We start from the raw sequence: 18,481 nt of genomic DNA, 5'->3' as shown, positions 1-18,481 counted from the left end.
CCTGCCCTTGACCTTCCCATCGTTGGAACCATTATATGTCTTGCTGACCTTGGTTCTGATGCAAAGGAGTCAGCGATGCCCGCTTCCCCGAAAAAGACCGAAACCTTCAGCATTCCGATTGAGGGCATGTCCTGCGCCTCTTGCGTCGGTCGTGTCGAAAAGGCGTTGAAATCCGTTGCCGGAGTTGATTCCGCCATCGTCAACCTTGCCACCGAGCGCGCGGATATCGCCGCCGGAAACGGCGTGGACCGTCCGATGCTTGTGCAGGCTATCGAGAAAGCGGGTTATGCCGTGCCCGCCGCGCCGGTCGAACTGTCGGTTCAGGGCATGAGCTGCGCTTCCTGCGTGGGACGGGTGGAACGCGCCCTGACCGCCGTGCCGGGGGTGACGCGCGCTGCCGTGAACCTTGCCACCGAACGCGCCACTGTGGAGGGGGCCGCCGCTCCGGACAGCCTGATCGCGGCCATTCGGAAGGCTGGCTATGACGCCACCCTGCTGGGCACGCAGACCGGCGGCGATACCGGCGCGGAAGAGCGGAAAGAGACCGAACAACGCGAACTCAAACGAGATTTCACGCTGGCACTGGTCCTGACATTACCGGTCGCCGTGCTGGAGATGGGGGCGCATCTTGTTCCCGGCATCCATCGCCTGATTGCGGCAACGATCGGGATGCAGGCAAGCTGGTATATCCAGTTCGCCCTGACCACGCTTATCCTGTTCGGGCCGGGACTCCGGTTCTACAGAAAAGGGCTTCCGGCGCTTGCCCGGCTGGCCCCGGACATGAATTCACTGGTCGCGGTCGGAACGCTTGCGGCTTATGGATATTCGCTTGCGGCAACATTCGCGCCGGGTCTTCTGCCTGCAGGCACGGTCAATGTCTATTACGAGGCCGCCGCCGTCATCGTCACCCTGATCCTGCTTGGCCGCTTGCTGGAAGCACGCGCCAAAGGCCGCACCTCTCAGGCGATCAAGCGCCTTGTCGGGCTTCAGGCAAAGACCGCGCGGGTCCGCCGCGACGGGCGGGTGGAAGAGGTTCCCATCGATCTGGTCGTCTCGGGCGATGTGATCGAACTGCGTCCCGGAGAACGGATCCCGGTCGATGGCAGGGTCATCGAAGGCGAAAGCTATGTCGATGAATCCATGATCTCGGGCGAGCCGGTCCCGGTTGCCAAAAAACCCGACAGCGAATTGGTCGGCGGCACGGTCAACCAAAAGGGCGCCTTGGCGTTCCGCGCAACGGCAGTCGGCGGCAATACGGTCCTGTCGCAGATTATCCGGATGGTGGAACAGGCGCAGGCGTCCAAATTGCCGATACAAGCGGCGGTGGACCGGGTGACGATGTGGTTCGTGCCGGTCGTCATGGGGATCGCGGTGCTGACATTCGCCGGATGGCTTTTCTTCGGCCCGTCGCCAGCCCTGACCTTCGCGCTGGTGAACGCCGTTGCCGTGCTGATCATCGCCTGCCCATGCGCCATGGGTCTGGCGACGCCCACCTCGATCATGGTCGGAACCGGTCGCGGGGCAGAGCTGGGCGTATTGTTCCGCAAGGGTGAAGCGTTACAGCTTCTTCGTGATGCGCAGGTCGTCGCGCTGGACAAGACCGGCACCCTGACCGAGGGCAAACCGTCACTGACGGATCTGGAACTGGCCGAAGGCTTTGACCGGGCGACGGTTCTGGGGCTGATCGCCGCCACAGAGGCGAAATCCGAACATCCGATCGCCCAGTCCATCGTAGATGCCGCAAGGGCCGAGGACACGGAATTGCCACAGGTCGCGGAGTTCCAGTCCGTTACCGGCTTTGGCGTGACGGCCGTCGCGGATGGTCAGCGGGTCGAGATCGGGGCCGACCGTTACATGACCCGTTTGGGGCTGGACGTGCTGCCCTTTGCCGCGATCGCCGAACGGCTGGCGACCGAAGGAAAATCACCGCTTTACGCCGCCATCGACGGAAAACTCGCCGCCATCGTCGCGGTGTCGGATCCGGTCAAGGAAACCACCCCGCAGGCGATCCGGGCGCTGCATGATCTGGGCCTGAAGGTCGCGATGATCACCGGGGATAACGCGCGGACCGCGCAGGCCATCGCGCAGCATCTGGGGATCGACGAGGTCGTGGCCGAGGTGCTGCCGGACGGCAAGGTCGATGCGGTGCGGCGTCTGAAAGATGCGCATGGCACGCTTGCCTTCGTCGGCGATGGCATCAACGACGCGCCCGCGCTGGCTCAGGCGGATATCGGGCTTGCCATCGGCACCGGCACCGATATCGCCATCGAGGCGGCGGATGTGGTGCTGATGTCGGGCAGCTTGCAGGGCGTGCCGAACGCGATTGCGCTGTCAAAGGCGACGATCGGAAATATTCGTCAGAACCTGTTCTGGGCTTTCGCCTATAATGCCGCCCTGATCCCGGTTGCAGCGGGTGTGCTTTATCCGTTTTACGGAACGCTCCTGTCGCCCGTCTTTGCAGCGGGAGCGATGGCGCTTTCATCGGTATTCGTGCTTGGCAATGCCCTGCGGTTGCGCCGTTTCGTGCCGCCGGCAAGCACAGTGGCAATCCCCCCCGCCGTCAAAATGCCTGCCCTGCCGCTTAACCAGAGGAGCCACGCATGAATATCGGAATAGCCGCCAAAGCCTCGGGCATCTCGGCGAAGATGATCCGCTATTACGAACAGATCGGCCTGATCCCGGCGGCCGACAGGACGGCATCGGGCTACCGCGATTACTCGGATACCGATGTCCACACGCTGTGCTTTATCCGCCGCGCGCGGGATCTTGGCTTCTCGGTCTCCGAGATAGAGGAACTGCTGAGCCTTTGGCGCGACCGCGACCGCCAAAGCGGCGATGTGAAGCGCGTCGCACTCCAGCATATCGAGGAATTGCGAAGCCGGATCGCTGAAATGGAAAGCATGATGACCACGCTTGAGACGCTGGCGGATGCCTGCGCGGGCGATCATCGGCCCGATTGCCCGATCCTTGGCGACCTGGCGCAACCCGGCGGACGGAACAGCTCTGCCGCGGCGAAAGCGCCCCCACCCCGCAACAGCCCATCGGTGTGATCAGGCGGCACGGCGACCGGCGGCGAAACGTCTTACTCCGACCCTGATACGGTCGCGGCGATCCAATCCGCGAAAGCGACTTGCCCCGCCGTGTCAGGATTGGCATGCAAACGTGTCAGCCAGTAATCCCCCGCCGCAAGCTCGGCCCGGAATGGCCTTACCAGCCGGCCCGTCTCCACCCAGGCAGAGAACAGCGCGGCTGGCACAAGCCCGACGCCATTCCCGCGCGCAGCCATCTCTGCGATGGCCAGAGAGGTATCGAAGACCGGCCCGCGCAATTGTGGCGCGGGCAGATCGTGCATGCTGAACCACCGTTCCCATTCGCTGGCGCGATAGGATCGCAACAAGGACGCGGATAACAGATCTTCGACCCTGCGCAGCCGGGTCGCCAGTTCGGGACTGCAGACAGCCGTCATCGCGCCACTCATCAATCTGATTGCCGCGGCGCCATGCCAGCTTCCGTCGCCGAAACGGATTGCCAGATCAAGTCCCTCTCCAGCCAGATCGACACGGTTGTTATTCGTGTGGATACGCAGATCGATCGAGGGGTGAAGGCGGTGAAAATCCGCGATGCGCGGAATCAGCCATTCGGTCGCAAAACTGTTGACGACGCCCAGATTGATCGTTTCGTGATAATGACCTGCGGCGAAACGGTCCAGCGTGTCGGACATCTCGTCGAAACTCCGGGTCAGGACCGGGGCCAGCATGATCCCTTCCTCAGTCAGCACAAGCCCCCGTGGAACGCGGCGGAACAGCCTGACGCCCAGACGCTCTTCCAGCCCCCGGATCTGATGGCTCAGTGCCGCCTGGGTTACGCAAAGCTCGATAGCGGCGCGGGTCAGGTTAAGATGACGCGAAGCGGCTTCGAAAGCGCGCAGAGCATTCAGGGGGAGTTGTGGGCGATCCATCGTATCGAGATTAGATTATCTTATGGCTCAAGTGAAATATGATCGTTTGTGCATCCGGCAGCTTTCACCGTAACCCTGTCCTTGCCGGCGAAGCAATCGCCGTGTCCAAATGAGCAGAGCGAAAAGATGAGAATGATTTATGGATGCGCGGGCCTTGGCCTGTTCGCAACAGGTTTTGTAATGCCCCTATCGGCGATGCCGGTATCGGCAATGACTGAAACAGAGTTCCAGAAGGCGGCCGCCGAGATATTTGCGCCCGTCATTGCGGAATATGAGGTTCCGGGACTGGCCGTCGGTCTGACATGGCAGGGCCGGGATTACGTTTACACCACAGGCATGGCCGACCGTGCGGCAGATAAACCGGTCACGGACAAGACGCTGTTCGAACTGGGCTCGATCAGCAAGACCTTCAACGTGGCGCTTGCCGCGCTGGCGGAACAACAGGGGCACCTGTCGCTTTCGGACCCGGCCTCGGTTCAACTGCCGGATCTGAAGGATAGCGGGCTTGGTGCCGTGACTTTGATGGATCTTGCCACCCATCAGACCGGCGGTCTGCCTTTGCAGGTACCGGACGAGGCACGGGACGACAGCGCCCTTATGCGCTGGCTTCAAACCTGGCAACCCGTTCCCGGCGCGGGTGAACGCTCTTATTCGAATATCAGCATCGGCCTGCTGGGCCGCGCTTCCGCCGAAGCCTTTGGCGGTGACTATGCCACGGTTCTTCGGGATCATGTCCTGCATCCGATGGGGCTGGAAAACACTTATGTCGATGTGCCTCAGGCACAGATGCCGCAATATGCCTTTGGCTATTCGCGCACGGATGACAGTCCGGTCCGGGTGAACCCCGGTGTGCTGGATTCCGAGGCTTATGGCCTCAAATCGGATCTGCGCGACATGCTGCGCTTCCTGCAGATCAATCTGGGCGATGTGAAGATCCTGCCGGAATTGCAGGACGCGGTGATCAAAACCCATGCGGGCCAGACCCGGACCCGGCATTTCGATCAGGCCATGATCTGGGAACGCTATCCCTGGCCGGTGCAGCGTGAGCAGCTGCTTGCCGGAAATGCGCCCGAGATGGTCACCGAAAGCCAGCCCGCGACAAGGCTTGCGGAACCCGAGACCTCCGGCCAAGGGGTTCTGTTCAGCAAAACCGGATCGACCAATGGCTTCGGCGGCTACGTCGCCTTCATCCCGGATGAGGATCTTGGCCTTGTCATCATGTCCAACCGCAATGTTCCGCTTCCTGCCCGCGTGGATGCCGGGCTGACGCTGATCGAATCCGTATTGGAGATGAAGCAATGAAGTTCATACGCCTTGCCGTGATTGCCATGCTGGCGCTGTCGGGTGGCCCCGCCAATGCCGGGGATGCCGAGGATGCGACCCTCGCCGCTGTCCGGCAGGCCGAGGCCACCCTTGATGCCCGCGCCGGCTATGCGTCTCTGGATCTGGCCTCGGGCCGCATTCAGGGCTACCGCATCGATGAGCGCTTCCCGATGCTTAGCACCTTCAAGGTTCTTGTCTGTGCTGCGGTGCTTGCCCGTGTCGATGCGGGCGAGGATCGGCTTGATCGCCACGTCGGCTATCAGGCTTCGCAGCTTGTGGAATATTCCCCCGTCACCGAAAAACATGTCGGCGCCGGCATGACGCTTGATGCGCTGTGCGAGGCGGCGATCACCATGAGCGACAACACCGCCGGCAACCTGCTGCTTGCGGCGGTGGACGGCCCGCAGGGGCTGACGGATTTCCTACGCGCGATCGGGGACGACACAAGCCGGCTGGATCGCTGGGAAACCGAGCTGAACAGCGCCGATCCCGGCGACCCGCGCGACACGACCACGCCGGGCGCGATGGCGGAAACGCTGAACCGGCTGTTGTTCGGTGAGGCGCTTTCCCCGGAATCGCGCCAGCAGCTTCTGACATGGATGGAGAATGATCGCGTGGCCGATGCCCTGATCCGTGCGGCGCTTCCGCAGGGCTGGTATATCGCCGATAAATCCGGCGCGGGTGCCCGCGGCGCGCGCGGGATCGTGGCGGCATTGGGGCCGGATGGCCAGCCGGGGCGTATCGTCGTGGTCTACATGACCGAAACAGAGGCCACACTGGATGAACGGAACGAACAGATCGCACGAATCGGCGCGGCGATTGTCAGCGATTGGTAACGGCATCCGGGTGCCACGCGGGGCAAGATTGACACCCCGCGCCTGCCGACCTAACCTTTTATCCGTCCGAAACAGGTTAGGCTCGGGAAGGTTGGCCCGGCCCCCGCGTGGCGGGTCCTTCCGTTACTTTGATGACGGCCCAGGACTATCAGGGTGCCTGCATCTTGCAGGTGCCGATAGAAAGGGTATGGACATGAAACCTGTAATTTCCGTTCTCACGCTTGGCGTTGCCGATCTTGAACAATCGCTGATCTTCTATCGCGACGGTCTTGGCCTGCCGACCAGGGGCATCATGGGGCAGGAGTTCGCGCATGGCGCGGTGGTCTTTTTCGAATTGTCGGGCGGGCTGATACTCGCGCTTTGGGCGCAAGACGATATTTCCCACGATACCGGCCTGCCGAAACAGCCCGTCAGTTCCACCGCCGTCACCATCGGGCATAATGTCCTGCGCCGCGAAGAGGTCGACGAGGTGATGGAGACCGCAAGACGCGCGGGCGCAGAGATCATCAAGACGCCGCAGGACACATTCTATGGCGGTTACGCCGGGTATTTTCGTGATCCTGACGGGCATCTGTGGGAAATCGTCTGGAACCCGGAAATACCGCCGGCGGCGGGGTGATATCGTCACCCGCATTCCGGGCATGGCCGGAAAGCGCAGGCCCGATCCCTGCCGGGCCCGCGCGGTTGTCATTCCGGTCTGACCCGGCCCGCGATGGTGACCACCGCCACGACCAATATGACGCCGCTTGCAAGAAAGACGCCTCTGGGCCCCGTGAATTCCAGCAATGCGCCGCCGATTCCGGCCCCTGTGGCAATGGCGAAGTTGATCGCGGCGACGATAAGACCGCCGCCGGCCTCGGCCTCATCGGGCAATGCGCGGGTGATCCATGTCGACCAGGATACCGGCACGCCGGCAAAGACCAGTCCCCAAAGCGCGATCAGCGAAGCATCCACGACCGCGACCCCTCCGATCGTTGTCAGCAACAGGGCGATAACGGCCATGACCAGCGGCATCATCAGCAGCGCCAGACGCAAGGAACGCTCGATCACGAAGGCAACCAGATAGGTTCCGGCGAAATTCGCCAGGCCGAATCCGAACAGGATGACCGTCACGCCTTCAATCCCGACCGAGGTGACATTTTCCAGAAACGGGCGGATATAGGTGAAAAAGGTGAAATGCCCCGCAAAAACCAGAAGCACCGCAAGCATACCGATGCCGATGCCCGGGCGGCCAAGAACCTGGACCAACGCGCCCATCCGGTTATTGCCGCGCGCAGGAAGTGCCGGCAGCGTCAGATATTGAACAAGCAATGCCAGCAGCGCCAGCCCGGTCGCCGCGACGAACACCCCGCGCCAGCCGATCAACGCGCCCAGATAGCTGCCGACAGGCACCGCAAACACGGTTGCTGCGGAAACGCCCATGAACATGATCGCAAGCGCGCGCGGGATCGCCTGCTCGGGGACCAGCCGCATGACGGTCGCGACAGACAAGCTCCAGAATCCGCCCAGGGCGATGCCCATCAGGATCCGCCCGACCAGCAGCATGACAAGACCCGGCGCGCCGGCAACGATCAGGTTCGATATCACCAGCAGAACCGAAAATCCCATCAGCACCCATCTTCGATCGAGGCCGCGCGTGGCGACCGAGATGAACAGGCTGGTTATCAGGGCGACCAGTGCCGTCGCCGTGACCGCCTGCCCGGCCGCGCCCTTGCTGATCTGCAATCCCTCGGCCAAAGGCGTCAGAAGGCTTGCAGGAAGAAATTCTGCAGTCACCAGCGCAAACACGCCCAGCGACATTGAAAAGACCGCGCCCCAGGCCGGGCGATCCTCCGCCTGCGGCCTTTCCGCGGTTGCCCGGTCCGGCGCATCGATCAGCGATATATCCGTAGCCATATTCTGTCCCTTTGTCCTAAGCGCTCCCCGGACAGAAATTGGCTTGGAAATCCGGACAAACCATGCCAGTTTATCCGGCATGTTTGATCGAAACACCGAAACGCAAAATAAACCCGACGCCATCAGCGAGGTGCTTCTTGGAATGCGCCTGCGCGGGGCAAGCTATTGGCGTCTGCGCCTGTCGCCGCCTTTCGGAATCAATTTCCGCGCCGATGACGGGGCACGGTTCCACTTCATCGGCCAGGGAGAGGCGCTGCTGCTTCTGCCCGATGCAGCGCCCCGCCTGATGCAGGCCGGGGATGCGGTGCTGATCCCGCGCGCGCAACCGCATCGATTGCTGTCAGGCCCCCGGGTGGCGGCGCGGGATTTCGGCAGTTACGAACCGGAACGGGTCTGTCAGGCGTTCTGCGAGGTCAAAGCCTGTGACGCGGCCGCCTGCAGAACCAGAGACACGATCGTCCTGACCGGCGCGATGGAGCTTGATCTGGTCACGATGCATCCTCTGGTCGGCCTGATGCCGGATGCGATGTCCGTCGGCGCACTTCTTGACCGTCAGCCCGAGATGCATGCGATCCTTGCCGCAATGGAAAGCGAGATGGCACAGGACCGCCCCGGCTCGGCGGGTATCCTTGCCCGGCTTGCGGATGTCATCGCCGCATTGATCGTTCGCGGATGGGTGGAATGCGGCTGTGACAACCTGTCGGGCGTGATCACCGGGCTGCGCGATCCCCGCCTTGCCCGGGTATTGGCCGAATTGCACAAGGATCCCGGCCGCGACTGGGATATTCCGACGATGGCGGGCCTGATGGGCGCTTCGCGATCGGTATTTTCGGATCGCTTCGTGACGGTCGTGGGTGTAAGTCCGCTGCGCTATGTCACCGACCTGCGGATGCGGATTGCCGCGCAATGGCTGGAACAGGAAGGCAGCTCGGTGGCGGCCGTGGCGCATAAGATGGGTTATGGCTCGCAAGCCGCTTTCACCCGGGCCTTCAAACGGGTGATCGGCGTCTCGCCGGGAAACCACAGGCGCAGGATCGCATCCTAGAGCCTGTCGCGTGGAATCGGAAACGCCGGTTATTTGCGTCCCGCGATGGCCGGGGGCGGTGCCCCGTCGCCGGCAGGTCTCTCGGACCAGTGGCGCGACCCGCCGGCGACCCCCAAGGTATTTGGACAAAGAAGAAGGGGAGGACGCGAGACAGGCGCGGCATGCTTTAGCGGGAAGGTGATTGCCGTGGCTGCAGCCCGCCTTCGCGGATCAGGAAATCGACGATCGGATCGACGCCCCTGCCGGCACGCAGCGATGCCATCACGACCGGCCGCGATCCCCGGGCATGGCGGGAATCGGTTTCCAGCAACCCGGCATCGACGCCCACATGCGGCGCAAGATCGGTCTTGTTCACCACCAGCAGATCCGAACGGGCAAGGCCGGGGCCGCGTTTGCGGGGAATGTCCTGACCGGCAGCGGTATCGATGACATAGATGGTCAGATCCGCCAGCTCGGGCGAAAATGTCGCCGCCAGATTATCGCCACCCGATTCGATCAGCACCAGTTCCAGATCGGGAAAGGCGGCGTTCAGATCGGCGATCGCCGCAAGATTGATGCTGGCATCTTCGCGGATCGCGGTATGCGGGCAGCCGCCGGTCTCGACGCCCCGGATCCGTTCGTCCGGCAGCACCTGCGCGCGCATAAGGGCCTCGGCATCCTCACGCGTGTAGATGTCATTGGTGATGACGGCCATCGACAGGCGCGGCGCAAGCGCGCGGGCGATTTGCTCGGTCAGGGTGGTCTTCCCTGCCCCGACGGGACCGCCGATACCGACGCGAAGGGGGCCGTTTTGGCTCATGACCGGAATATCCTTGTGCTCATGGTTTCATGCGACATGGCGGCGATATCGGCCCCCCATGTCGCGCTGGTCAGTTCGGCTTCGCTGGCCGATATCGTGCGAGCAGCAGTCGCAAGCAGCGCCGGCTGCAGGCCCGAGATCATCCGCTGGCCCTCGACAGGTCCAAGCGGCATGAAACGTATCGCGGCGGACACCAGTGAACCGGCCTGCGCTTGCAGGAATGCCGCGATCATTTCAGGCGCGGGCAATGGAAATCCCGCGCAGGCACGCCCGAACGCGACCGGCAGGGCGGCGGCGGGATGAGCTCTGCCGGTCATCGCGGTGAGATTGGCGGCAAAGGCCGCGCCCTGCTCGACCGTCTCCATCAGGCGTTGCGCGCTCATGCAGGCGGCGCGGGCAAGATCGTCCAGCGCCGGGTATTCGGCACCGGGGCGCAGCGACAGGGCGACCAGTACGGCATCGGTCCAGCCACAGCCGTGATCCAGCCAATCGGCCAGCCATTGGGCCAAGGTGGCGCGGGTCACGATTCCCTGATCCATCGCCCATTCCAGCCCCTGCGACCATGCAAAGCCGCCGACCGGGAAAGCCGGTGACAGATATTGCGCCAGTCGCAGGCGGGCGGCTTCAGGCGTGATCGTGATGATGGTCATGTGTGTGACCGTGATCATGGCCGAAAGTGCGGCCATGACCATAGGCGCCGCCTTCCGGGGCAAAGGGCAGCATGGCATGTTCGATCTGCGCACCCAGCTTGCGCAGCATGGCTTCCAGCACATGATCGGCGCGAATGATCAGCCTGTCCGGTTCGATCCGGCAGGGCGTATGACGATTTCCGATATGCCAGGCAAGCCGCGCCAACGCGCCCCGGATCACCAGCACCGGCTCCGCCGCCGCGCGAACGGTGATGCGCCGCCCATCCGACAATTCGAAGGCATCGCCATCGTCAAGGCTGGTGACCTCCGGCAGATCGACAAGGAAATCGCCGCTATCGCAGACCAGCCGTTTTCGACGCAGCAGGCGGGCGTCGTAATCAAGCGTGACCTCGCCATCGGAAGGCGTGTCGGAGGACGAGGCGGCATCGCGGGTGATGTGGTGGCAATGGGGGATCATGTTCGTCTCAATACAGGAAATAGCGTTGCGCCATCGGCAACTCGGTCGCGGGCTCGCAGCTCAGCAATTCGCCATTCGCCCGCACCTCGTATGTTTCGGGATCGACCTCGATTTCGGGCATGGAATCGTTCAGCACCATATCCGCCTTGCCGATGCCACGCGTATTCGCGACCGCGATCAGCGTTTTGTCCAAGCCATCGCCCGCTCCGGCCTCCAGTCCCGCGCCCGAGACGAACAGTGCCGAAGCCCGCCCGCTATGCCCCCACATCGGCCGGCTGAAGACCGGCTGAACCGGGATCGAACCGTTCGGATCGCCCATCTGCGCCACGCTGATCTGACCGCCGACCAGCACCATCTCGGGCTTGACGCCAAAGAATGCAGGCGACCACAGCACCAGATCGGCGCGCTTGCCGGGAGTGATGCTGCCGATATGGCTGCTGACGCCATGCACGATGGCCGGATTGATCGTATATTTGGCGATGTAGCGGCGGGCGCGAAGGTTGTCGTTCTGCCCCTGTTCGCCCGGCAATCGCCCGCGCTGGCGGCGCATCTTGTCGGCGGTCTGCCATGTGCGGATGATGACCTCGCCGATCCGCCCCATCGCCTGACTATCCGATGAGATCACGCTGAAGGCGCCCAGATCGTGCAGGATATCCTCGGCGGCGATGGTCTCGCGCCGGATGCGGCTTTCGGCGAAGGCGACATCCTCGGGCACCCGGCGGTCAAGGTGATGACAGACCATCAGCATATCCAGATGCTCTTCGATCGTGTTGGCGGTATAGGGCCGCGTCGGATTGGTGGATGAGGGCAGCACATTGCCCATCCCCACCATGCGGATGATATCGGGGGCATGGCCGCCGCCCGCGCCCTCGGTGTGATAGGCGTGGATCGTGCGGCCTGCGATGGCGGCCATCGTATCCTCGACAAAGCCGGATTCGTTCAGCGTGTCGGTATGGATCATCACCTGCACATCCATCCGATCCGCCACGCTCAGGCAGTTGTCGATGGCGGCAGGGGTGGTGCCCCAGTCCTCGTGCAGTTTCAACGCGCAGGCCCCGGCGCGGATCTGTTCCTCCAGCGGTTCGGGGCGAGAGGCATTGCCCTTGCCCGCCACGCCGATATTCACCGGCAGATCGGCGCAGGCTTCCAGCATCCGGGCAATATGCCACGGGCCGGGAGTGCAGGTCGTGGCCAGAGTCCCATGCGCGGGGCCGGTGCCGCCGCCCAGCAGTGTGGTCACGCCGGAATGCAGCGCGTGATCGACCTGTTGCGGGCAGATATAGTGGATATGGCAATCGAAGCCGCCGGGGGTCAGGATACGCCCCTCGCCCGCGATGATCTCGGTTCCCGGGCCGATGATCAGCGTGACGCCGGGCTGCGTGTCGGGATTGCCCGCCTTGCCGATCCCGGCGATGAGGCCATCCTTCAATCCGATATCCGCCTTGGTGATGCCCTGATGATCGAACAGGACGACGCCGGTGATGACGGTATCCATCGCGCCGCCCTCGCGCGTGACCTGGCTTTGCCCCATGCCGTCGCGCACCACCTTGCCGCCGCCGAACTTGACCTCTTCTCCGGGAATGGTCAGATCGCGCTCGACCTCGATCACCAGTTCCGTATCGGCCAGCCGGATCCGGTCGCCCGTGGTCGGGCCATACATTGCCGCGTAATCGGCGCGGGAAAGGCTCACCATCACAGCGCCCCCATGATCTCTTTGCGGAACCCCTGCACGATCCGCTGCCCGGCATAAGGGATCAAGCGGACCTCGCGCGACTGCCCCGGCTCGAACCGGACGGCAGTGCCGGCGGGAATGGACAGACGCATGCCGCGTGCGGTGGTGCGGTCGAATTGCAGCGCCGGATTGGTTTCCGCGAAGTGATAATGGCTGCCGACCTGAATCGGGCGGTCTCCTGAATTGGCGACCAGCAGAACAATCGCTTCGCGGTCCTCGTTCAGCACGATGGCGCCTTTCGCGGGAAAGATTTCACCGGGGATCATGGCCTAGCCCGCAACCGCCAGAGCCAGACCGGCCAGCGCCGTGCCACCCCCAAGCCCCCGCAAAAGCGCGCCACGCCCGATCAATCTGCCCATCGCGATCCCCAGCAGATGCAATCCCATGGTCGCGGCAGCGAAGCCGATGGCATAGGGGATCATCCCCTGCGCCGGGCCTTCCGCACCATGCGCCCAACCATGAGCAAAGCCGAACAGCGCGACGCCGGGAAGCAGCACCGTCAGAGGCAGGCGCATGACCATGGCAACCAATGCGCCAAGGATAACCACCGAGGCAAGGATCATCGGCTCGGCGCCGGGGAAGGGCAGCCCCGCCCAGCCCCATAGACCGCCCGCGATCATCGTGGCGACGAATCCGGCAGGCAGCGCCCAAAGCGCCCGACCGCCAAGCTGCGCCGCCAGCAGGCCAAGCGCGATCATGGCCAGCAGGTGATCGGCCCCGGCGACGGGATGGGACAGCCCGCCGATGAACTGCCCGCTTTCATGGCCGGGATGCGCGAATGCCGATCCGGGCAGGAAGAAGATCGCGGCGATATGGATGGAAAATCTTTTCATTCAAGCCTCCTGACGGATCGGATGATGGACGGTGACCAGCTTGGTGCCGTCGGGGAAAGTGGCTTCGACCTGCACCGCCTCGATCATCTCGGGCACGCCCTGCATGCATTGATCCGCCGTGATCACATGCGCGCCCGCCTGCATCAGATCGGCGACGCTGCGCCCGTCGCGGGCACCCTCGACGACGAAATCGGTGATCAGGGCGATGGCCTCGGGATGGTTCAGCCTGACGCCGCGCTGCAATCGCCCCCGGGCAACCATCGCGGCGAGTGAGACCAACAGTTTCTCGCGTTCACGAGGAGAAAGATTCATGGATCAGACCTGCCAGATACGTGGTAAGGGATCAGGACGAAGCGCCCCGAGCAGCCGGTTGATCTGCCGCCGCAAAGGCCAGCCGTCAGAGGCAAGCAGCCGTAAGATCAGCCGTCCGGGTGGTGCGCTTGCCGCCGCAGTGACGCCGGGTTCATCCAGAACCGCGCGGGCGCAGCCCAGCAAATCCGGCGCATGCGAGGCGATCACCGCCAAAGTCGCCATCGCCTTCGCGCCATTCAGTACGGCCGGATCCTGCAAGCGCGGCAGTGCCGCGTCACTCAGCGACAGCGCGTCATGGTGAATGATCCGCCCCCCCTGCCATATTTCGCGACGATCGTGCAGATGCAGATGCGACAACCGCTCGCCCATCGCCTGACGGCCCAGCACGATCATCTCCAGCAACATGCAGCCTGCCCCCGGCCCCAGATCGACGCGGGTCATCCGCTCCAGCCTTGCACCATCGAAGAGGATGGTTTCCTGCGGCAGCCAATCGAGCCAGCTTCCCGCGCCCAGCGTCAACCGGATCTGCGCCCGCGCAGGACAATCATTCGCGCGATAGGCGCGTTCGGCGGTCTGGGTGGTCGCCACGGCACGACAACCGGCCTGCATCCCGACATGATATTCCAGCCGGTCGCCGGAGGCCATTCCGCCCGAGGTGTTCAGAAAAACGATCTCGGGGCATTTTCCCACGACATGCGGCATCATGACCTTGGCCGAACCCGCTTGCGCAAGATCGATCAGCCCCCTGGATCCCAGCATGATCCGGGCCAGACCGTGGCTTCGCTGCAAAACTGTTGGACCTGTCGAGTCGAGCATGGCGTCAATGAAAACCATGACCCTGCGGCTGCAACCACGCATCGTCTCTGCGCGATAACAGAAACGAAGCCCGTCCGGCGACAGGGGAAATTTTAGGCAGCCTGCCGATCACTTGGGCAGATTATGGACGGGACGAGTGGCATGACCGTCTTGCCGTTTACCTTGAAACCGGCCCTTGCGCATCCGGGCAAAGATGCTTCTGCGTCCCGGCCTAGTCATTCGCCCGCTGGCTAAGCCAGATGCTTCCGACAACAAGCGCGATTCCGGTTATCTGCAATATGCTCAGCGTCTGTCCCAGAAAAACCCATCCAAGCAGCACAGCGGTCAGCGGGCTGAGGAATAGCAGCGAGGACACGACCGAAGGCGCCAGCCGCCCGATTCCGCGGAACCAGAGCGCATAGGTCACGGCCGCTCCGATCAGGCCCAGCCAGACAAGGCCCAGCAGGTTGGAAACCGTCGGAACAGGAATGGCACGATCGACAAACAGAACGACCGGCAGCAGCAGCAACCCGCCAGAGGTCAGTTGCCAAGCCGTAAAGGTAAGCGGCGATACCGGAGGCTGCCATTTGCGCGCCAGGATGCTTCCCAGCGCCATGGATGTCGCCCCCGCCAGACCAGCCGCGATGCCGATTGCGTCAAGCGAGGCGTTTGGGGTCAGCACCAGCAAGGCAACGCCGCCCATGCCAATCAGCGCGGCCAGGACTGTCAGGGGCCGCAGCCTGCCCGACAACAGGACCGCGGCGAGGAAGACCACGATCAATGGCTGGGCGGACAGCACCGTGCCCGCCACACCGCCGGGAAGCCTGTATGCCGCGACGAATAGCATGGTGAGAAAGATCGAGATGTTGAGAGCGCCAAGGACAAAGGCCCGCAGCCACCAGATCCCGGCTGGCAACTGACGCATGATCACCAGCAGCAGAAGCCCGGCCGGCAGCGCGCGCAGCATGGCGACGGTCATCGGCGAAAAGCCGGGCAGGAACTGGGTCGTGACAAGATAGGTGCTGCCCCAGACAATCGGCGCTATAGCGGTCAGCGACAGATCCGAGAGATTGGTTTTCATGATAGCTGAAGAACCTCGGAAAGCGGGCGGCGCGGCTTCTGCGGCCAGTTGCCCGGCGCGGCACGGCCGACAGGAAGAAGCATGACAGGCATTTCGTCCTGCATAAGCCCGAATTCGCGGGCCACTGCGTCTGCATCGAACCCGACCATCGGGCCAGAGACGAGATCCATCGCCTCGGCCGCATGGATCAGGGTCGCCACGCCGAATGTGGCGGAACGGATCGCTTCATCGCGGGCTGCCTCGGGATCGCCGGCATAGGTCGCGCGCACGTTTTCCTGCCATGCCGCCGCCATGTCCGGTGGCATGTGACCGGATGCGACGAATGGCTGCAACCGTTCCGCCAGGCTGATATGATCGGGCTTCTGACCGCAGATGATGAAGGTCACGGCCGCATCGGCGACCTTGGCCTGACCATAGGCGAGTTCGCATAGTTTCGCTTTCGCCTCTGACCTGCGGACCGCGATGAACCGCCAGTTCTGAAGATTGTAGGCCGTCGGCGCGCAGGTCGCGAGGCGGACGAGTTCCGCGATCTCGGCATCGGTCAGAAGATGCGAGGGATCGAAGCGATTGGCGGAAACACGCTTTTCGATAAGATCGATTGTCGGATGGGTCATCTGGCTCACTCTTGGCTGTAATTGATGACAGCAGAGATAAAGAATTTACCAAAATTCGATAATATGGTAATATTATAAGAAATCATTTACTGTCAGAGAATAATAAAATGGATCGCTTCACAGCATTGCGGGTTTTCCGGCAGGTGGCCGAGCAAGGCAGCTTTGCCGAAGCCGGAAGAAAGCTTGGCCTGTCGCCGCCGGCCATCAGCAAGAACATCGCGGAACTTGAAGCCCATCTGGGCGTGCGCCTGATCAACCGGACAACGCGGCGCATGGCGTTGACCGAAGAGGGCAAGACCTATCTTGAACATGTCTCGCGCGGCCTTGATGCCCTGATCGAAGGCGAAACGGCGCTTTCCTCGGCCAGATCATCGCCGGTCGGCACGCTCAGGGTAAGCGCGCCGATGACAGTCGCGCTTATCCGGCTGTCCGAGGCGATACCGGAATTCCTGTCGCGCCATCCCGATTTGCGCCTTGAATTGCATCTTGACGACCGCCGCGTGGATATCATCCGGGAAGGGTTCGATCTTGCCATCCGGGGGTATAGCAATCTGGAGGATTCAAGTCTGATTGCGCGAAAACTGGGGGTGATGTCACATGTGCTTTGCGCAACCCCCTCTTATTTCGCGACGCATGGAAAGCCGCAAACCCCGTCCGATCTGGCAAAGCTGGATCATATCCGCTTTCCGCATGGTCCGAATGCCGATATCTGGGAATTCAGAAAAGACGGGCAGATAGAACGTATAGCGGTCGCGACGCGCTATTCGGTGTCGTCAAGCCTGGCGGTCCGTGACGCGTTGCGCGCGGGCTTCGGGGTCAGCCTGATCCCGCATCAATATGTGGAAAAGGATCTGCAGGAGGGGCGGCTGGAAACCGCGCTGGACACATGGCGGACAGCGGAAGTCACGCATTACGCGGTCTATCCGTCGCGCCAGCATCTCGCGCCTAAAATCCGTGCTTTTCTGGATTTTCTGGTACGCCAGTTCGCATATGGCAGGATCGCGGATCGCTAAATCCCCGGCATGTATTTTCCGATCGGCGGTTCCGGCAGATGGGTGATATGTCACATATGCGGGTCTGAATTCGGAATGGCTTGCATTCGTGGCTAAAATACTTATACAGACCCTGCAAACGTTCTTCTTTCGACCCTCTGTCTCCATTCGGCTTCAGACGTTCCAATGACGACGCTGAGCCGGGCTGCCGCATGTTGTGGGCAGCAAATATTACAGGAGACGACACGATGGCCAATGGCACCGTGAAATGGTTCAACTCAACTAAAGGCTTCGGCTTTATCGCTCCCGCAGATGGCGGACGTGATGTTTTTGTGCATATCTCGGCCGTGGAACGGTCGGGCCTGAGCCAGCTGAATGACGGTCAAGCCGTCACCTATGACATCGAAGCTGGTCGCGACGGCCGGGAATCCGCCGTCAATCTTGCTTTGGCATAAGCCTGCTTTACCTATGGATTTCCGGCCCTTCCAAGGGGCCGGAAATCGACTTTGGACGTCGGAAACGACGACAGGGCAAAAGCGGCATCCGGAATGGTTGGTGCCATAGAACGCGGTTTGCCGAATCGGAAATGCCCGTAATTTGCGTCCCGCGATGGCCGGGGGGCTGCCCCGTCGCCGGCAGGTCTCTTGAACCTGTGGCGCGACCCGTCGGCGACCCCCGAGGTATTTGGACAAAGAAGAAGCAGAGGGAGGGGAAGCGAATCCGCCCCCCGAAAAGCGCCCCTGCCATGCGTGAAAACCCGTCCGCCCGGGGTATGGCGGCTATCGGCGCGGCAAAATCCCGGAACTTTCCTGCCCGCCGGACGTTTTAACCCTGCAATTGCGAGTCGAGAGAGTGGACGCGCGTCCGATTTCGTCACCACATATGCTGAAAGGAGCAGTGCGAGATGAATTGGGATATCATTCAAGGTAAATGGCAACAGTTCAAAGGGTCGGTCAAGGAGAAATGGGGAGATCTGACCGAGGACGAGATCGATCAGATCGACGGCAACCGGGACCAGCTTTCCGGAAAGCTGCAAGAGAAATACGGCTGGGCAAAAGACGATGCCGAGCGTCATATCGACGATTTCATACGCGACAAATCCTGACATCTGCCTTGGTCGGGACGAATTTTCGTCCCGACCAGATTTGAATTCCGATA

The 18,481-nt window shown here is 62.4% G+C and carries 21 protein-coding genes; 9 read left to right on the top strand and 12 right to left on the bottom strand.

The genetic code is table 11. The features are described from left to right. Positions 1 to 75: 75 nt before the first annotated feature. Entirely contained in the window at positions 76 to 2,604 is a 2,529-nt protein-coding gene (locus tag D3P04_RS00430) for a heavy metal translocating P-type ATPase (RefSeq protein ID WP_147391857.1), read from the top strand. Further along, positions 2,601 to 3,050 (top strand): Cu(I)-responsive transcriptional regulator, encoded by a 450-nt coding sequence (gene cueR / locus D3P04_RS00425; protein WP_119744831.1) that lies wholly within the window; start codon positions 2,601 to 2,603, stop codon positions 3,048 to 3,050. The genes D3P04_RS00430 and cueR overlap by 4 nt, the downstream gene beginning before the upstream one ends. 32 nt (positions 3,051 to 3,082) lie before the next feature. Here cueR and D3P04_RS00420 read toward each other — a convergent pair whose 3' ends face one another. Continuing rightward, positions 3,083 to 3,958, bottom strand: a complete 876-nt coding sequence (locus tag D3P04_RS00420) for a LysR family transcriptional regulator (protein ID WP_119744829.1) — start codon at positions 3,956 to 3,958, stop codon at positions 3,083 to 3,085. A gap of 210 nt (positions 3,959 to 4,168) precedes the next feature. Here D3P04_RS00420 and ampC point away from each other — a divergent pair, with 210 nt between their 5' ends. The 3 genes from ampC to D3P04_RS00405 all read left to right on the top strand — a co-directional run bounded on the left by ampC (position 4,169) and on the right by D3P04_RS00405 (position 6,736). After that, complete coding sequence (gene ampC / locus D3P04_RS00415; protein WP_232844843.1) at positions 4,169 to 5,260, top strand: class C beta-lactamase; 1,092 nt, start codon at positions 4,169 to 4,171, stop codon at positions 5,258 to 5,260. After that, on the top strand, positions 5,257 to 6,117 hold the full coding sequence (gene bla / locus D3P04_RS00410) for a class A beta-lactamase (RefSeq protein WP_119744825.1): 861 nt from the start codon (positions 5,257 to 5,259) through the stop codon (positions 6,115 to 6,117). The genes ampC and bla overlap by 4 nt, the downstream gene beginning before the upstream one ends. Before the next feature lie 193 nt (positions 6,118 to 6,310). Further along, positions 6,311 to 6,736, top strand: coding sequence for a VOC family protein (locus D3P04_RS00405; protein ID WP_119744823.1), 426 nt, complete (start codon positions 6,311 to 6,313; stop codon positions 6,734 to 6,736). Positions 6,737 to 6,804: 68 nt separating this feature from the next. On the opposite strand, the gene D3P04_RS00400 is transcribed toward D3P04_RS00405, so the two are convergent. Further along, positions 6,805 to 8,013, bottom strand: a complete 1,209-nt coding sequence (locus D3P04_RS00400; RefSeq protein ID WP_119744822.1) for an MFS transporter — start codon at positions 8,011 to 8,013, stop codon at positions 6,805 to 6,807. 79 nt (positions 8,014 to 8,092) lie between these two features. Here D3P04_RS00400 and D3P04_RS00395 point away from each other — a divergent pair, with 79 nt between their 5' ends. Further along, positions 8,093 to 9,058 carry an AraC family transcriptional regulator gene (locus D3P04_RS00395; protein WP_119745556.1) on the top strand — a complete coding sequence of 322 codons (966 nt, stop codon included), beginning with the start codon at positions 8,093 to 8,095 and terminating at the stop codon, positions 9,056 to 9,058. A 166-nt stretch (positions 9,059 to 9,224) separates the two neighbouring features. On the opposite strand, the gene ureG is transcribed toward D3P04_RS00395, so the two are convergent. The 10 genes from ureG to D3P04_RS00345 all read right to left on the bottom strand — a co-directional run bounded on the left by ureG (position 9,225) and on the right by D3P04_RS00345 (position 16,331). Further along, entirely contained in the window at positions 9,225 to 9,857 is a 633-nt protein-coding gene (gene ureG / locus D3P04_RS00390; protein WP_119744820.1) for an urease accessory protein UreG, read from the bottom strand. Further along, positions 9,854 to 10,507 carry an urease accessory protein UreF gene (locus D3P04_RS00385; protein ID WP_119744818.1) on the bottom strand — a complete coding sequence of 218 codons (654 nt, stop codon included), beginning with the start codon at positions 10,505 to 10,507 and terminating at the stop codon, positions 9,854 to 9,856. Before D3P04_RS00385 ends, ureG begins: the two co-directional genes overlap by 4 nt. After that, positions 10,482 to 10,964 carry an urease accessory protein UreE gene (locus D3P04_RS00380; RefSeq protein ID WP_119744816.1) on the bottom strand — a complete coding sequence of 161 codons (483 nt, stop codon included), beginning with the start codon at positions 10,962 to 10,964 and terminating at the stop codon, positions 10,482 to 10,484. The genes D3P04_RS00385 and D3P04_RS00380 overlap by 26 nt, the downstream gene beginning before the upstream one ends. A gap of 7 nt (positions 10,965 to 10,971) precedes the next feature. Then, positions 10,972 to 12,657 carry an urease subunit alpha gene (gene ureC, locus D3P04_RS00375; protein WP_408634346.1) on the bottom strand — a complete coding sequence of 562 codons (1,686 nt, stop codon included), beginning with the start codon at positions 12,655 to 12,657 and terminating at the stop codon, positions 10,972 to 10,974. Then, complete coding sequence (locus tag D3P04_RS00370) at positions 12,657 to 12,962, bottom strand: urease subunit beta (RefSeq protein WP_119744813.1); 306 nt, start codon at positions 12,960 to 12,962, stop codon at positions 12,657 to 12,659. The genes ureC and D3P04_RS00370 overlap by 1 nt, the downstream gene beginning before the upstream one ends. Before the next feature lie 3 nt (positions 12,963 to 12,965). Then, positions 12,966 to 13,529, bottom strand: coding sequence for a HupE/UreJ family protein (locus tag D3P04_RS00365; RefSeq protein WP_119744811.1), 564 nt, complete (start codon positions 13,527 to 13,529; stop codon positions 12,966 to 12,968). Then, the gene (locus tag D3P04_RS00360) at positions 13,530 to 13,841 is read right to left on the bottom strand and encodes an urease subunit gamma (protein ID WP_119744809.1); all 312 of its coding nucleotides are present in this window, start codon (positions 13,839 to 13,841) and stop codon (positions 13,530 to 13,532) included. Between the two features lie 3 nt (positions 13,842 to 13,844). Continuing rightward, positions 13,845 to 14,675 carry an urease accessory protein UreD gene (locus D3P04_RS00355; protein WP_232844842.1) on the bottom strand — a complete coding sequence of 277 codons (831 nt, stop codon included), beginning with the start codon at positions 14,673 to 14,675 and terminating at the stop codon, positions 13,845 to 13,847. A gap of 193 nt (positions 14,676 to 14,868) precedes the next feature. Then, a complete protein-coding gene (locus tag D3P04_RS00350) occupies positions 14,869 to 15,717 on the bottom strand; it encodes an EamA family transporter (RefSeq protein ID WP_119744805.1) in 849 nt (282 codons plus the stop codon). Continuing rightward, a complete protein-coding gene (locus D3P04_RS00345; protein WP_119744803.1) occupies positions 15,714 to 16,331 on the bottom strand; it encodes a nitroreductase family protein in 618 nt (205 codons plus the stop codon). The genes D3P04_RS00350 and D3P04_RS00345 overlap by 4 nt, the downstream gene beginning before the upstream one ends. A 107-nt stretch (positions 16,332 to 16,438) precedes the next feature. On the opposite strand from D3P04_RS00345, the gene D3P04_RS00340 reads away from it, so the two are divergent. From D3P04_RS00340 to D3P04_RS00330, 3 genes are all read left to right on the top strand, one after another. Then, positions 16,439 to 17,344 carry a LysR family transcriptional regulator gene (locus tag D3P04_RS00340; protein ID WP_119744801.1) on the top strand — a complete coding sequence of 302 codons (906 nt, stop codon included), beginning with the start codon at positions 16,439 to 16,441 and terminating at the stop codon, positions 17,342 to 17,344. 227 nt (positions 17,345 to 17,571) lie between these two features. Beyond that, a complete protein-coding gene (locus D3P04_RS00335; protein WP_119744799.1) occupies positions 17,572 to 17,778 on the top strand; it encodes a cold-shock protein in 207 nt (68 codons plus the stop codon). Positions 17,779 to 18,227: 449 nt separating this feature from the next. Then, the gene (locus tag D3P04_RS00330) at positions 18,228 to 18,428 is read left to right on the top strand and encodes a CsbD family protein (RefSeq protein ID WP_119744797.1); all 201 of its coding nucleotides are present in this window, start codon (positions 18,228 to 18,230) and stop codon (positions 18,426 to 18,428) included. Positions 18,429 to 18,481 lie beyond the last annotated feature (53 nt).

Source organism: Paracoccus onubensis, from assembly GCF_003591515.1.
Lineage (GTDB): Bacteria > Pseudomonadota > Alphaproteobacteria > Rhodobacterales > Rhodobacteraceae > Paracoccus > Paracoccus onubensis.
Note: the sequence above shows the minus strand (reverse complement) of the source record. Positions and strands in the feature narration are given on the sequence as shown.

What these genes read in the sequence shown, in the direction of transcription:
- D3P04_RS00350 (WP_119744805.1), bottom strand. Translation starts at nt 15,717, where the DNA reads ATGAAAACCAATCTCTCGGATCTGTCGCTGACCGCTATAGCGCCGATT.
- ureG (WP_119744820.1), bottom strand. Translation starts at nt 9,857, where the DNA reads ATGAGCCAAAACGGCCCCCTTCGCGTCGGTATCGGCGGTCCCGTCGGG.
- D3P04_RS00355 (WP_232844842.1), bottom strand. Translation starts at nt 14,675, where the DNA reads ATGGTTTTCATTGACGCCATGCTCGACTCGACAGGTCCAACAGTTTTG.
- D3P04_RS00335 (WP_119744799.1), top strand. Translation starts at nt 17,572, where the DNA reads ATGGCCAATGGCACCGTGAAATGGTTCAACTCAACTAAAGGCTTCGGC.
- D3P04_RS00365 (WP_119744811.1), bottom strand. Translation starts at nt 13,529, where the DNA reads ATGAAAAGATTTTCCATCCATATCGCCGCGATCTTCTTCCTGCCCGGA.
- D3P04_RS00340 (WP_119744801.1), top strand. Translation starts at nt 16,439, where the DNA reads ATGGATCGCTTCACAGCATTGCGGGTTTTCCGGCAGGTGGCCGAGCAA.
- bla (WP_119744825.1), top strand. Translation starts at nt 5,257, where the DNA reads ATGAAGTTCATACGCCTTGCCGTGATTGCCATGCTGGCGCTGTCGGGT.
- cueR (WP_119744831.1), top strand. Translation starts at nt 2,601, where the DNA reads ATGAATATCGGAATAGCCGCCAAAGCCTCGGGCATCTCGGCGAAGATG.
- D3P04_RS00405 (WP_119744823.1), top strand. Translation starts at nt 6,311, where the DNA reads ATGAAACCTGTAATTTCCGTTCTCACGCTTGGCGTTGCCGATCTTGAA.
- ureC (WP_408634346.1), bottom strand. Translation starts at nt 12,657, where the DNA reads ATGGTGAGCCTTTCCCGCGCCGATTACGCGGCAATGTATGGCCCGACC.
- D3P04_RS00400 (WP_119744822.1), bottom strand. Translation starts at nt 8,013, where the DNA reads ATGGCTACGGATATATCGCTGATCGATGCGCCGGACCGGGCAACCGCG.
- D3P04_RS00360 (WP_119744809.1), bottom strand. Translation starts at nt 13,841, where the DNA reads ATGAATCTTTCTCCTCGTGAACGCGAGAAACTGTTGGTCTCACTCGCC.
- D3P04_RS00395 (WP_119745556.1), top strand. Translation starts at nt 8,093, where the DNA reads ATGTTTGATCGAAACACCGAAACGCAAAATAAACCCGACGCCATCAGC.
- ampC (WP_232844843.1), top strand. Translation starts at nt 4,169, where the DNA reads ATGACTGAAACAGAGTTCCAGAAGGCGGCCGCCGAGATATTTGCGCCC.
- D3P04_RS00420 (WP_119744829.1), bottom strand. Translation starts at nt 3,958, where the DNA reads ATGGATCGCCCACAACTCCCCCTGAATGCTCTGCGCGCTTTCGAAGCC.
- D3P04_RS00380 (WP_119744816.1), bottom strand. Translation starts at nt 10,964, where the DNA reads ATGATCCCCCATTGCCACCACATCACCCGCGATGCCGCCTCGTCCTCC.
- D3P04_RS00385 (WP_119744818.1), bottom strand. Translation starts at nt 10,507, where the DNA reads ATGACCATCATCACGATCACGCCTGAAGCCGCCCGCCTGCGACTGGCG.
- D3P04_RS00430 (WP_147391857.1), top strand. Translation starts at nt 76, where the DNA reads ATGCCCGCTTCCCCGAAAAAGACCGAAACCTTCAGCATTCCGATTGAG.
- D3P04_RS00345 (WP_119744803.1), bottom strand. Translation starts at nt 16,331, where the DNA reads ATGACCCATCCGACAATCGATCTTATCGAAAAGCGTGTTTCCGCCAAT.
- D3P04_RS00370 (WP_119744813.1), bottom strand. Translation starts at nt 12,962, where the DNA reads ATGATCCCCGGTGAAATCTTTCCCGCGAAAGGCGCCATCGTGCTGAAC.
- D3P04_RS00330 (WP_119744797.1), top strand. Translation starts at nt 18,228, where the DNA reads ATGAATTGGGATATCATTCAAGGTAAATGGCAACAGTTCAAAGGGTCG.